Source organism: Pedobacter heparinus (assembly GCF_032678725.1).
GTDB classification, from domain to species: Bacteria; Bacteroidota; Bacteroidia; order Sphingobacteriales; family Sphingobacteriaceae; genus Pedobacter; species Pedobacter heparinus_A.
On sequence record NZ_JAVTSC010000003.1, the window covers coordinates 111509 to 124008 of the forward strand.

13 protein-coding genes are annotated in these 12500 nt (G+C 41.7%); 7 read left to right on the top strand and 6 right to left on the bottom strand.

From position 1 onward, the window contains the following. Positions 1-2: 2 nt before the first annotated feature. Positions 3-272 carry a hypothetical protein gene (locus R2Q85_RS05900; RefSeq protein ID WP_316810824.1) on the top strand — a complete coding sequence of 90 codons (270 nt, stop codon included), beginning with the start codon at positions 3-5 and terminating at the stop codon, positions 270-272. Positions 273-332: 60 nt separating this feature from the next. On the opposite strand, the gene R2Q85_RS05905 is transcribed toward R2Q85_RS05900, so the two are convergent. The 3 genes from R2Q85_RS05905 to R2Q85_RS05915 all read right to left on the bottom strand — a co-directional run bounded on the left by R2Q85_RS05905 (position 333) and on the right by R2Q85_RS05915 (position 2613). Beyond that, positions 333-1499 carry an O-succinylhomoserine sulfhydrylase gene (locus R2Q85_RS05905; protein WP_316810825.1) on the bottom strand — a complete coding sequence of 389 codons (1167 nt, stop codon included), beginning with the start codon at positions 1497-1499 and terminating at the stop codon, positions 333-335. A gap of 44 nt (positions 1500-1543) precedes the next feature. Continuing rightward, positions 1544-2347 (bottom strand): 4-(cytidine 5'-diphospho)-2-C-methyl-D-erythritol kinase, encoded by an 804-nt coding sequence (gene ispE, locus R2Q85_RS05910; protein WP_316810826.1) that lies wholly within the window; start codon positions 2345-2347, stop codon positions 1544-1546. Positions 2348-2409: 62 nt separating this feature from the next. Next, positions 2410-2613: a hypothetical protein gene (locus tag R2Q85_RS05915; protein WP_316810827.1), complete on the bottom strand. Its 204-nt coding sequence runs from the start codon at positions 2611-2613 to the stop codon at positions 2410-2412. Positions 2614-2765: 152 nt separating this feature from the next. Here R2Q85_RS05915 and R2Q85_RS05920 point away from each other — a divergent pair, with 152 nt between their 5' ends. From R2Q85_RS05920 to R2Q85_RS05940, 5 genes are all read left to right on the top strand, one after another. Further along, complete coding sequence (locus R2Q85_RS05920) at positions 2766-3560, top strand: thymidylate synthase (protein WP_316810828.1); 795 nt, start codon at positions 2766-2768, stop codon at positions 3558-3560. Next, positions 3557-4042: a dihydrofolate reductase gene (locus tag R2Q85_RS05925; RefSeq protein WP_316810829.1), complete on the top strand. Its 486-nt coding sequence runs from the start codon at positions 3557-3559 to the stop codon at positions 4040-4042. Before R2Q85_RS05920 ends, R2Q85_RS05925 begins: the two co-directional genes overlap by 4 nt. 113 nt (positions 4043-4155) lie before the next feature. After that, positions 4156-7128 (top strand): protein translocase subunit SecDF, encoded by a 2973-nt coding sequence (gene secDF / locus R2Q85_RS05930; RefSeq protein WP_316810830.1) that lies wholly within the window; start codon positions 4156-4158, stop codon positions 7126-7128. 102 nt (positions 7129-7230) lie between these two features. Beyond that, positions 7231-8556 (top strand): NAD(P)/FAD-dependent oxidoreductase, encoded by a 1326-nt coding sequence (locus tag R2Q85_RS05935; RefSeq protein WP_316810831.1) that lies wholly within the window; start codon positions 7231-7233, stop codon positions 8554-8556. Continuing rightward, a complete protein-coding gene (locus R2Q85_RS05940; protein WP_316810832.1) occupies positions 8537-9397 on the top strand; it encodes a hydroxymethylglutaryl-CoA lyase in 861 nt (286 codons plus the stop codon). Before R2Q85_RS05935 ends, R2Q85_RS05940 begins: the two co-directional genes overlap by 20 nt. A gap of 2 nt (positions 9398-9399) precedes the next feature. On the opposite strand, the gene R2Q85_RS05945 is transcribed toward R2Q85_RS05940, so the two are convergent. The 3 genes from R2Q85_RS05945 to fbaA all read right to left on the bottom strand — a co-directional run bounded on the left by R2Q85_RS05945 (position 9400) and on the right by fbaA (position 11522). Next, positions 9400-9825: a GNAT family N-acetyltransferase gene (locus R2Q85_RS05945; RefSeq protein ID WP_316810833.1), complete on the bottom strand. Its 426-nt coding sequence runs from the start codon at positions 9823-9825 to the stop codon at positions 9400-9402. Then, a complete protein-coding gene (locus tag R2Q85_RS05950; protein ID WP_316810834.1) occupies positions 9791-10294 on the bottom strand; it encodes a low affinity iron permease family protein in 504 nt (167 codons plus the stop codon). Before R2Q85_RS05950 ends, R2Q85_RS05945 begins: the two co-directional genes overlap by 35 nt. Positions 10295-10442: 148 nt before the next feature. Next, the gene (gene fbaA, locus R2Q85_RS05955; protein WP_316810835.1) at positions 10443-11522 is read right to left on the bottom strand and encodes a class II fructose-bisphosphate aldolase; all 1080 of its coding nucleotides are present in this window, start codon (positions 11520-11522) and stop codon (positions 10443-10445) included. Positions 11523-11651: 129 nt separating this feature from the next. Between fbaA and accD the strand changes: the two genes are divergently transcribed. Beyond that, a complete protein-coding gene (gene accD / locus R2Q85_RS05960; RefSeq protein WP_316810836.1) occupies positions 11652-12497 on the top strand; it encodes an acetyl-CoA carboxylase, carboxyltransferase subunit beta in 846 nt (281 codons plus the stop codon). Positions 12498-12500 lie beyond the last annotated feature (3 nt).

A 12500-nucleotide genomic window follows, 5' to 3' on the forward strand; every position in this document is an offset into this window, starting at 1 on the left:
TTATGCGCACTAAGACCGTCTTTATCATCATTTTCACCGCTCTGATTACCATTTTTTTAATGATCAATACCGATGCGGTAGAATTTAATTTCATTTTTTTAAAGAGAGACATTTCTAAACTCCTGGTTGTGGGCGTATGCACTTTTGTGGGTTTTGTACTTGGTTTTTGGGCAGGGCGGCCTAAAACTACGGTAAGCACCTATGACAGGGAAATTGATGATAAGGGTAGTAAGGGTGGTCTGAGTGATGAGGACCGGGATTACATCCAATAAAATAATAAAAAGCCCCGTATCAAGAAGATACGGGGCTTTTTATTATTTTAAAATCAGGAATTATGCCAAAGCCTTTGCGATATCGCCAATGATGTCATCGATGTGTTCTAAACCGATAGACAGCCGAATGGTCCCCTGCTCAATGCCCACCTGCAAACGTTCCGCTTCTGTCAATTTGGAGTGCGTACTGGTTGCTGGATGTGTGGCGATAGAACGTGTATCACCAAGATTAGCCGAGATGGAGAACATTTTTAATTTGTTCATAAACCGGCTTGCGGCTTCCACGCCTCCTTCTATTACCAAAGTAACAATGCCGCCCCCCTGTTTCATCTGTTTTTTAGCAATTTCATACTGAGGGTGCGAAGGTAAAAACGGATACATCACCTTTTTAATGCCGCTGTGTGCTTCTAAAAATTCTGCCACCTTCATTGCATTTTCACAATGCCTGTCCATCCGTACTGCCAGTGTTTCTAAACTTTTAGAAAGCAGCCAGGCATTGAATGGTGACATAGCCGGACCACTGTGTCTTGCAAAACCTTCAATCTCTTTCATGTGTTTTGCAGAGCCAAGGATAATTCCACCAAGGGTACGCCCCTGTCCGTCAATGAACTTTGTTGCGGAATGGATAGATACATCAGCACCCAATTTTATAGGCTGCTGTAAATAAGGCGTAGCAAAACAGTTGTCTACCACCAGCATGATGTTATTTTTCTTTGCCAGGCTAGCAAGCCATTCCAGGTCAATGATGTCAATTCCCGGATTGGAAGGTGTTTCTACGAAGATCATTTTCGTATTTGGCTTGATGCCTTTTTCCCACTCTTCCAGTTTATCCAGATCGGCATAAGTATAACTGATGCCCCATTTTGGGAAAATATTATTTAAAAGCTGATGCGTAGAACCAAAAACAGAACGGCTGGACAACACATGATCACCCGATTGCAAAAAAGTTAAAAAAGTAGTAAATATTGCGGCCATACCACTTGCAGTAGCCCAACCTGCTTCCGATCCTTCCAGTACGGCCATTTTCTGGATCAGCTCGTCTGTATTTGGGTTTGCATAGCGGCTGTATACATTCCCTTCCTTCTCATTGGCAAAAAGGGCACGCATGTCTTCTGCATCGTCAAATTTATAACTTGAAGTAAGGTACAAGGGTACCGAATGTTCTTTAAATTGGGTTCTTTCGGCTTGTAAACGTATGGCCAGTGTTTCGAAATTATCTTCTTGCATTTTATGTTATTGATGAATGGTAAATCTGTTGTTTTTAAAAGGAATTAAACGTAATAATACACTGTATTCCCCTTTTCCAGTTCCGGTAAACTGACCTGCTGTTCAAAAATTGCAAAAACACTGGCCCCACTTCCGCTCATTAAAGAAAAGAGGGCCCCCGATTGGTACAGTTTAGTTTTGACCTGTTCAATTTCCGGATATTTTAAAAACACAGTTGATTCAAAATCATTTTGAAGATGTTCCCTCCATGTTTTCAATGGCAAATGTATTAAATCTTTTACCGATCTGCTAGGAATAACAGGCTTTATTCCAGCATAAGCAACTGTTGTAGAGCTATGAACAGGGGGTTTTACTACAACCATATAATAATTTGACAAATCTATTGCGATCGGCTGGAACTCATCGCCCTTACCGAAGGCATACACAGGTTGGTTTTCGATAAAGAAAGCGCAATCAGCCCCCAATTGCCTGGCATAGTTTTGCATCTTTAACGCAGAAAGCCCAAGTTTAAATTTATCATTCACCAGTTTGATCACCTGAGCGGCATCAGATGAGCCTCCACCTAAACCCGCTCCTACAGGTATATTTTTCAGCAAGGTGATTTGCTGCGCCGGAAGGTCAAAATCCTTCTTCAGCATATTAAATGCCTTTAAACAAAGGTTATCCTGCAGGTTTCCCGGCACATCAATCCCTGTTACAATACAGACTGTCTTTTCAGCATCAGTAATCTCGACAACATCATTCAGTTTTACAGGATAAAAAACCGTTTCAATATCGTGATAACCATCGGCTCTTTTTCGGGTAACGTTTAAACCAAGATTTATTTTAGCATTGGCAAATGCAAGCATCAGCGATTCTTTTTTTGTTCAGGCCGTAAACTTACAAAAAAAGACAAACAGCTTAACCTGTATTAATGCCATTGGTTGCGCAAAGTCATTCGCATGTGCTGCTGAAACATGCGTTCTCTGTATTTTCGCTGTGCAGTTTTTTTTGCATACCTGGACATGTTCCATAAAAACAGGCTCAATGTAAGTGTAGCCCCCGCGGCATAAGCTGGTAGCGGATTGTCCATTGTAGTGCCGGCAAAGTATGATCCGGTTAGGAGTACGGCCATAAGAATTACGTAAAATCCGATCTTCATGGACGAAAACTACAAAGAACTTCAGATTAGAAAAATAAAGGTTATCAACTTATCCACATTTCCCCTTTTTTATATCTACACATTAATATGTATTTTTGCATGGCACGTATCCCGTAAATAAGTAAATGAAACAATATTTAGAGCTGATGCAGCATGTGCTGGATCATGGCACACAAAAACACGACCGTACCGGAACCGGAACCATCAGCGTATTTGGCTACCAGATGCGCTTTAACCTGCAGGAAGGTTTTCCTATGGTGACCACTAAAAAACTACACCTGAAATCGATCATCCATGAACTGATCTGGTTTTTAAGTGGTGATACTAATATCAGGTACCTGAAAGATAATGGCGTGCGCATCTGGGACGAATGGGCGGATGAAAATGGCGACCTGGGACCTGTCTATGGTTCGCAATGGCGTTCCTGGCCTAAACCCGATGGTGGACATATTGACCAGATTGCCCAAATTATAAACAGTATTAAAAGTAATCCGGATTCCAGAAGGATTATTGTTTCGGCATGGAATGTTGCGGAAGTTGAAAATATGGCCCTTCCACCTTGTCATGCATTTTTTCAATTTTATGTAGCCGATGGCAAACTGAGCTGTCAGCTGTATCAGCGCAGCGCAGATATATTTTTAGGTGTTCCTTTCAACATTGCATCTTATGCCTTATTAACGATGATGGTGGCCCAGGTATGCGGATTGCAATACGGAGATTTCATCCATACACTGGGTGATGCCCATTTGTACAATAACCATATTGAACAAACCAGGTTACAATTGAGCCGTGAACCAAAAAAATTACCGGTAATGGAAATCAATCCGGAGGTAAAGGATATATTCAGCTTTAAATATGAAGATTTTACCCTGAAAGGCTACGATCCTCATCCACACATTAAAGGAGCAGTAGCCGTATGACCGTATCTATAGTAGTGGCCATTGCCGAAAACAATGCCATTGGTAAAAACAACGAATTATTATGGTACCTGCCTACTGATCTGAAACATTTTAAGCAACTCACCAGCGGACGCACCATTATCATGGGCCGTAAAACCTTTGATTCCATTGGCAAGCCACTTCCAAACAGGCGTAACATTGTGATTACCCGATCAGCCGGGATGGAAATACCAGGTACCGAAGTAGTCAACACCTTAGACCAGGCTTTAGCCCTGTGCATAGCCGAAGAGGAGGTCTTTATCGTTGGCGGCGCGGAGATATACAGGCAGGCTATAGACAAAACTGATAAGATTTACCTGACCAGGGTACATGCACAGTATGCCGCCGATGCTTTTTTCCCTGAAATTGATCAAAAAAACTGGGACGAAGTTGATACTGAGCCACATCAGCCCGATGAAAAAAACAACCTTGCCTACACATTTTCAACACTATTACGCAAATAGCTGAGCACCTATAATAAAAAATCAATAAGGTGGTCTATTAATTAAAAAAATAATTAGATTTGCCGACTTGTTAAAAAAATATATAGCATATATAGACTAATAATTACAAACAAATGCAGGGTAAAGGTTTAATTAAATTTTTGGCAATACTTTTAGGTATTGTCTGTGTGTATTATCTCTCGTTCAACTTCGTTACAGCTAAAGTTGAAAAAGACGCAAAAGCTTACGCTAAAGGGGACGGAGAAAAAGAAAAGGCATATCTAGACTCCATGGCCACCGTGCCTGTTTATCCCCTTTTTGGATTTAATTATCAGTTCTGCAAATCAAAAGAAATTAAACTGGGGCTGGATCTTAAGGGCGGTATGAATGTAACGATGGAGATATCATTAGGTGAACTGGTGAAATCGTTAGCCAGCAATACAGATGATGTTAATTTTAACAAAGCACTTTCCAATGCCCAGCAACAATTGAATGCCGGTGGAAAAGATTTCATCAGCTTGTTTGTTAATGAATATGAAAAACTGGCACCAGGTAAAAACCTGGTAGATTTTTTCTCTAATCAGGACAATGCCAAACTGTTAAAGCCCAATGCAAGCAATAATGAAGTAAAAAGCTTTTTATCTAAAGAAGCGACCAGCGCTATTGACCGCTCGTTCATTATCATCAGAAGCCGTATTGATGGTTTCGGTGTAGTGAGCCCGAACATGCAGAAACAAGAAGGTACCAACCGTATCCTGATTGAAATGCCGGGTGTGCAGGACAAAGAACGTGTCCATAAATTGTTACAGGGTTCTGCCGAACTCCAGTTCTGGCAGGTTTACCAGAACGAGGAAGTATATCCCGTACTGGAAAACATCAACAAAACACTGGCCCTTACGCTAAAAGACACGACAACTACTGCAGGTGTGGCTAAAGATACTACTGCAAAAAGCGGAAGTAAGCTTGCAGGCTTAGCTAAAACAGCAGATGCTAAAGATTCTTTAAGCTTAAAAACCAACGAAGCCGCAAAATCTAATCCACTATTTGCCATATTAACCCCTCCTACCTACCAGGCAGAAAACGGCCAGCCGGCATTACGTCCCGGACCAGTTGTAGGCTGGACTGCGCAAAAAGATACAGCTAAAGTAAACGCGTTCTTTAAAAGACCGGAAATTGCTGCGATCATTCCACAGACCTATAAGTTGATATGGAGTGCCAAACCTGCTGATCTGGGTGTGGCCAATACCAATAAAATATTTGAACTGTATGCCATCAAAGTTACTTCACTGGATGGCAAACCAGATCTTGGTGGTGAGGCCATCAGCGATGCCCGTCATGATTATGACCAGAAAGGCAAACCTGAAGTAACCATGTACATGACTGGTGATGGTGCTGCCAAATGGAAAAAGATCACTGCAGAAGCTTCATCAGACCCTAACAATAAAAAAGCAATCGCTATTGTACTGGACAATACGGTTTATTCTGCGCCAACTGTACAAAATGAAATCCCTAATGGTATTTCTTCCATTACCGGTAACTTTACGGTAAACGACACCCAGGATTTAGCCAACATCTTAAAAGCAGGTAAACTACCTGCACCGGCAAGAATTGTTGGGGAGTTCGTTGTAGGTCCTTCTCTTGGTGAAGTTGCCATACACAATGGCTTACTGTCATTTGTTCTGGCCTTTGTGGTAATCCTGATCTTTATGGCTTTGTATTATAACAAAGCAGGATGGGTAGCTAATCTGGCCCTGGTGATCAACCTGTTCTTCATCATGGGTATTCTGGTTTCGCTGGGTGCGGTATTAACGTTACCTGGTATTGCCGGTATCGTATTGGTAATCGGTTTATCGGTGGATGCGAACATCCTGATCTTTGAGCGTGTAAGGGAAGAATTGACTTTAGGCAAATCTACTCCGGTAGCCATCAAAGAAGGTTTTAAACATGCCATGTCGTCTATCATCGATTCAAACGTAACTGTATTGGTACTGGGCGTCATCCTTTATGTATTCGGTAGCGGCCCGGTTCAGGGTTTTGCCACTACACTGTGTATTGGTATCCTCTCTTCTTTATTCTGCGCGGTACTGATCTCCCGTTTGATCTTCGATACTTTGCTGGATAAAAAAGCCAACATTACTTTTGGCAACAAATACACCATCCATGCATTTAAAAATATAGCTTTCAACTTTGTCGGACACAGAAAGCTTTATTATACCATATCTTCAATAATCATTGTTTTAGGTTTTATCTTCTATTTTAAACATGGCGGTTTAAACCTGGGTATCGACTTTAAGGGGGGCAGAACTTATATCGTTCACTTCGATAAAGGCATGCACACGGAAGATGTGAAAGCACAACTGGCCGGCGTTTTCCCTGAATCGGAAACCATCGTTAAAACTGCAGGTGCAGACAATGAATTAAAGATCACCACTACTTTCCACATCACCGATTCTGATATTCAGGCGGATAAAATTGTAGAAAATGCCTTAAAAGCTGGTTTGGCTAAAACCGGTGTCAGGTACACTATTGAAAGTAACGAAAAGGTAGGTCCGATCATTGCGAGCGACATTGTATATAGTGCTTATGGTGCGATCCTGTTCTCTTGCCTGGTGATGTTCATTTATATCGTAGTCAGGTTTAAGAAACTGAACTATGGTTTAGGTGCGGTAATCGCATTGTTCCACGATGTGTTACTGGTACTTTCTTTTTATACCATATTAGACGGTGTGTTGCCATTCTCTCTGGAAATTGGTCAGGACTTTATTGCTGCTATTCTGACAGTTATGGGTTATACCATGACAGAAACAGTAGTGGTATTTGACAGGATCCGTGAGAAACTCGCTGAAGCAGGTAAAGACGACCTTCATGGAAAAGAAAAAGAAACACTGATCAACTTTGCACTGAACAGCACACTGAGCCGTACTATTTTGACTTCATTAACTGTATTCTTCGTATTGCTGGTGATCTTTATCTTCGGTGGTGCAAGTATACGCGGCTTTATATTCGCCCTGCTAATTGGTCGTATTATCGGTACCTATTCTTCATTATGCATCTCTACACCAATTGTATTGGATTTAGGTGAAGTTAACGTGAAAAAACAGAAATAAGTAAATTACATCAACATGATAATTAAAGGCATCCTTTTTGGGATGCCTTTTGTTGTTATATTAGTTATTTAAGTATTATGTATATTTACTGAAACCAAGATTATGGAGCAACATTTTCCAAAAGGCAGCAAACCAAGAATTGTTATTGTGGGTGGTGGATTTGGAGGCATTGAACTGGCTAAAAAACTGCGCAATAAAGACGTAGATGTGATGATGCTGGATAAGCACAATTACCATACCTTCCAGCCACTGCTGTACCAGGTAGCGACAGGTGGTTTAGAAGCAGACTCGATTGCATTTCCATTGCGAAAAATATTTAAAGGGCAGAAAAATCTGACCTTCAGGGTAACTGAGGTGCAGCAGGTCAATGCTGCTGAAAACACCATTGAAACTTCAATCGGCATTATTGAATATGACCATCTGGTACTTGCTACAGGATCAACCAGTAATTTTTTCGGACAGGCAGAGATTGAGCACAATGCCATGCCCATGAAATCCATTCCTGAAGCATTGAACCTGCGAAGCCTAATTTTACAGAACCTGGAAGCTGCACAAATAGCCGCAGACCCGCTGCTACGCGCGCAGCTGCTGAATTTTGTGGTGGTTGGCGGTGGTCCTACAGGTGTTGAAACTGCCGGGGCACTCGCCGAGCTAAAAAAACACGTACTTAAAAATGATTATCCTGACCTTAATATCGATGATGTAAATATTTATCTGATTGAAGGTTCGCCGGAATTACTTGGCGCCATGTCTGTACAGGCACAGCAAAAATCTGCAGCATTTCTTGAAGAACTTGGTGTCACTATTATGAACAACGCCCGTGTTTCTGCTTACGATGGCGGAATGCTTAGCCTGATGGACGGACAACACATCCCATCTTCAACGGTGATCTGGTCGGCAGGTGTTAAAGGTGTGGTATTGCCAGGGTTAGACGCCGAAAAAATAGTAAGGGGAAACCGTCTGAAGGTTAACGAAATTAATTTGGTTGAAGGTTACCCAAATATTTACGCGGTTGGGGATGTGGCAGCAATGATTACGGATGAATTCCCCAATGGCCATCCCGGTGTTGCTCCTGCTGCGATACAGCAGGGGAAACTGCTGGCTAAAAACCTGCTCAACATTATTGAAAAAAAACCGGTAGAGAAATTTAAATATTTTGACAAAGGTGCAATGGCTACTGTGGGCAGAAACAGAGCCGTGGTAGACCTCCACAAGATCAGGTTTCAAGGCGTATTTGCCTGGTTTACCTGGATGTTCGTACATTTGATGACCTTAGTCGGCTTTAGAAATAAGCTCGTGGTATTTGTAAACTGGGTATGGAGCTATTTTAGTTACGACAGGGGTACAAGGCTAATCATCCGCCCCTTTTTTAAAGAAAAAAGTATAACCGAGGAATTAACTGTACCAAATGAAACAAAAACCAGTTAAACTGATTGAATGTCCGAGAGATGCCATGCAGGGCATACATGATTTTATAGATACCGACATTAAAGCTGCCTACATCAACCTGCTGCTGCAGGTTGGCTTTGACACCATAGATTTCGGTAGTTTTGTATCGCCGAAAGCTATTCCTCAATTGCGAGATACCGCTGAAGTTTTAGCAAAACTTGAACTGCATACCACAAGCACAAAACTATTGGCCATAATTGCCAATTTAAGGGGCGCTGAAGCTGCAGCTTCACATACAGAGATCAGTTACCTTGGTTTTCCTTTTTCTATCTCTGAGACTTTCCAGCAACGCAATACCAATTCCAGCACTGCACAAGCGGTAACTACCGTTAAACAAATGCTCGAACTGTGTGACAAAGCGCAAAAAACAGCTGTGATTTATTTATCGATGGGTTTCGGTAATCCGTATGGGGACGAATGGAACCTGGAAATCGTGGAAAAATGGGCAGATGAACTGGTCAGCCATGGCGCAAAGATCCTGGCGTTATCCGATACTACAGGCGTCTCATCGCCAGAAAAGATCAATGCAATAGTACCAGGCCTGATCGCACGCTATCCTGATGTGGAAATTGGCTTGCATTTGCACAGTACGCCAAACACCCGTTATGAAAAGATCCAGGCTGCATATGAGAGTGGTTGCAGACGCTTTGACAGCGCCTTAAAAGGTTTTGGAGGCTGTCCGATGGCTGCTGATGATTTAACAGGTAACATGGCCACCGAAGAACTGATCAGTTATTTGCTGGCCAAAGATGAACCGCTGAAACTGGATATGGAGAAATGGCAGGAAGCCCTTCACTTTTCTGGCAAGGTATTTTTGTGAAATTACGCCTTTTTTACCATTTTAAAATGGGGTATACCTGCTTCTTCAAATTGTTCACCTTCGGCCATAAAACCAAATCTTGAATACAGCCGCATGGCATTCAGTTGCGCATGGAGGTAAATGTAATGTGCACTTTCCGGCAAATCGGCCAGCGCAGCTGCTACCAGGGCCTGCCCTATTCTTTTGCCCCTGAACTCTTTTAAAACAGCAAAACGTTCCAGTTTATAGCCCGCATCTGTTTTACGCCAGCGGCAGGCCCCGCAGGCTTCTCCGTTGATCTCAGCGAGAAAGTGAGTAGACTCTTCTTCATGCTCCCACTCCAGTTCTGGTGGACAGTGCTGCTCCTCAACAAATACTTTTTTCCGTACCACAAATGCTTTTTCCAGTTCTTCTTTATTCCTGATCTTGTTTACCAGCAGCGCTTCCATGTTTTCTATTTTTTGATTTTATCATTTTCTTAATTTCATTCAGCTCCACTGCAGCGTCTATAGAATGTGAGGAATGAATGTCTATTTCTTTCTTTGCCAGGGCAGAAAGCGTAACATAGAATTTGTGCAGCTGATCGAGCTCGGTTTCGGTCAGGTCTTCAATATCCACCATCCGGTTACTTGCCCGCTCATGAGCTGCAATCAGTTCATTTAATTTCAACTGTATTGCCTTTCCATCCTTATTCTGTGCCTTCTGTATTAAAAAAACCATTAGAAAAGTGACGATGGTTGTTCCCGTGTTGATCACCAGCTGCCAGGTTTCAGAATAATTGAAAAGCGGACCTGTTAAGGCCCATACCAGCACAATGGCCGTGGCCATCAAAAAGGCCGGAGAGCTGCCTGTAAATTTAGTTGCCCCGTTGGCAAAACGTTCAAATAAACTGCTGTTATTTCCTTTTTTCTTATTCATCAGTATATTTTATTTTCTATTGGTTGATTTATCCAGATTTATCTTATAAGAGTTGACAACATTAAAAAAACAAGCCTGCATATTAAAACTACAAAAAAAGCGCCATAAGGTTTGACCTCCTGGCGCTTTAAATCGCTTATAATGATACTTATAATTTATCGCTTGCGTCTTTACAGTTCAGATCTTCAAAAGCCTGCGTTAAGCGGGCCACAAATTGCTCTTCACCTTTACGTAACCAAACACGCGGATCATAATATTTTTTATTCGGTTTATCCTCGCCGTCCGGATTACCGATCTGACCTTGTAGATAAGCTTCATTGGCTTTATAATAATCCAGTATACCTTCCCAGAATGCCCATTGCATATCGGTGTCAATATTCATTTTAATGGCGCCATAAGAAATGGCTTCCCTGATTTCCTCCTGAGAGGAACCAGAACCACCATGGAATACAAAATTGATCGGTTTTTCAGCAGTCAGGCCAAATTTCTCTTTGATGTAATCCTGTGAGTTTTTAAGGATAACGGGTTGTAACTTAACATTACCTGGTTTGTATACGCCATGAACGTTACCAAATGCAGCAGCTACCGTAAATTTATCGCTTACTTTGCTCAGTTCTTCATAAGCATAAGCTACTTCAGAAGGTTGCGTATATAGTTTAGAGCTATCTACATCACTGTTGTCTACCCCATCTTCTTCACCACCGGTAACCCCAAGCTCAATTTCAATGGTCATACCCATTTTAGCCATACGCGCTAAATATTTGGCAGAGATTTCCATATTTTCTTCTATTGACTCTTCTGAAAGGTCAAGCATGTGTGAAGAAAACAATGGCTTACCATGTTCTGCAAAGAATTTTTCGCCATGATCAAGCAATCCGTCTATCCATGGCAATAACTTTTTAGCCGCATGATCGGTATGCAATACAACTGCCACACCATAGTGTTCAGCCAATAAATGAACATGTTTAGCTGCAGATACTGCGCCCAATACACAGGCCTTTAAGTTATCGTTGTTTAATGTTTTTCCTGCATAAAACTGCGCTCCACCGTTAGAAAGTTGGATCATAACCGGCGAATTGACCGCCTTTGCAGTTTCCATTACAGCGTTGATGGTATTTGTTCCGGTAACATTAACAGCTGGCAATGCAAACTGATGTTTTTTAGCCTGTTCAAACAATTCCTGAACGGCATCTCCGTAAATTACGCCTTTATAGCCTTTTAAACTCATTATTTTTAATTTTTAGATACGCCGAAGTTATGAAAAATATAGCTATGGGCAAATTAATTTATGCTAAACTAGCTGGGCGTGTTCTAATTTTTTTTTGTTTCTTTGTACTCGCATTTTTCAACAAATAACATGGCTTGGTTTAAGAGAGAAAAAAAAGGTATCAGTACATCAACAGAAGAAAAGAAAGAAGCACCGGATGGTTTATGGAACAAGTGCCCGAATTGTAAAAAGGCCTTGCATAGTGCTGACCTGCTAGAGAATAAATATGTTTGCCAATACTGCAATTACCATTTGCGCGTTGGTTCTAAAGAATATTTTCAGGTATTATTTGACAACAATCATTTTACAGAATTATTCCCCAACCTCACCTCGGGCGACCCTTTAAATTTCACGGACAGCAAACCCTATACAGAAAGACTGGTGGAAAGCATGACTAAAACCGGCTTAAAAGATGCCATAAGAGCAGCTCACGGTAAAATAGAAGGCGAAGACCTGGTAGTGGCCTGCATGGACTTTAATTTCATTGGCGGATCGATGGGATCAGTGGTAGGTGAAAAAATTGCCCGTTCTATCGATTACAGCATTAAACACAAAATTCCTTTTTTGATGATTTCCAAATCGGGAGGTGCCAGGATGATGGAAGCCGCATTTTCATTGATGCAAATGGCAAAAACATCCGCCAAGCTGGCCCTGTTAAGCCAGGCTAAAATTCCCTATATCTCTTTATTAACCGATCCTACAACTGGTGGTGTAACCGCCTCCTATGCCATGTTGGGCGACATCAATATCGCCGAACCAGGTGCTCTAATTGGTTTCGCAGGTCCAAGAGTAATTAAAGAAACCATTAAAAAAGATTTACCAAAAGGCTTTCAAACAGCCGAATTTGTATTGGAGCACGGCTTCCTGGACTTTATAGTAGACCGCAGGGCCATGAAAGCCAAACTTGCAGCTTTCCTAAAAATGATGAAGAACTAAATC

Coding starts and splice junctions, on each gene's coding strand:
- R2Q85_RS05900 (WP_316810824.1), top strand. CDS start 3: ATGCGCACTAAGACCGTCTTTATCATCATTTTCACCGCTCTGATTACC.
- R2Q85_RS05905 (WP_316810825.1), bottom strand. CDS start 1,499: ATGCAAGAAGATAATTTCGAAACACTGGCCATACGTTTACAAGCCGAA.
- ispE (WP_316810826.1), bottom strand. CDS start 2,347: ATGCTTGCATTTGCCAATGCTAAAATAAATCTTGGTTTAAACGTTACC.
- R2Q85_RS05915 (WP_316810827.1), bottom strand. CDS start 2,613: ATGGCCGTACTCCTAACCGGATCATACTTTGCCGGCACTACAATGGAC.
- R2Q85_RS05920 (WP_316810828.1), top strand. CDS start 2,766: ATGAAACAATATTTAGAGCTGATGCAGCATGTGCTGGATCATGGCACA.
- R2Q85_RS05925 (WP_316810829.1), top strand. CDS start 3,557: ATGACCGTATCTATAGTAGTGGCCATTGCCGAAAACAATGCCATTGGT.
- secDF (WP_316810830.1), top strand. CDS start 4,156: ATGCAGGGTAAAGGTTTAATTAAATTTTTGGCAATACTTTTAGGTATT.
- R2Q85_RS05935 (WP_316810831.1), top strand. CDS start 7,231: ATGGAGCAACATTTTCCAAAAGGCAGCAAACCAAGAATTGTTATTGTG.
- R2Q85_RS05940 (WP_316810832.1), top strand. CDS start 8,537: ATGAAACAAAAACCAGTTAAACTGATTGAATGTCCGAGAGATGCCATG.
- R2Q85_RS05945 (WP_316810833.1), bottom strand. CDS start 9,825: ATGGAAGCGCTGCTGGTAAACAAGATCAGGAATAAAGAAGAACTGGAA.
- R2Q85_RS05950 (WP_316810834.1), bottom strand. CDS start 10,294: ATGAATAAGAAAAAAGGAAATAACAGCAGTTTATTTGAACGTTTTGCC.
- fbaA (WP_316810835.1), bottom strand. CDS start 11,522: ATGAGTTTAAAAGGCTATAAAGGCGTAATTTACGGAGATGCCGTTCAG.
- accD (WP_316810836.1), top strand. CDS start 11,652: ATGGCTTGGTTTAAGAGAGAAAAAAAAGGTATCAGTACATCAACAGAA.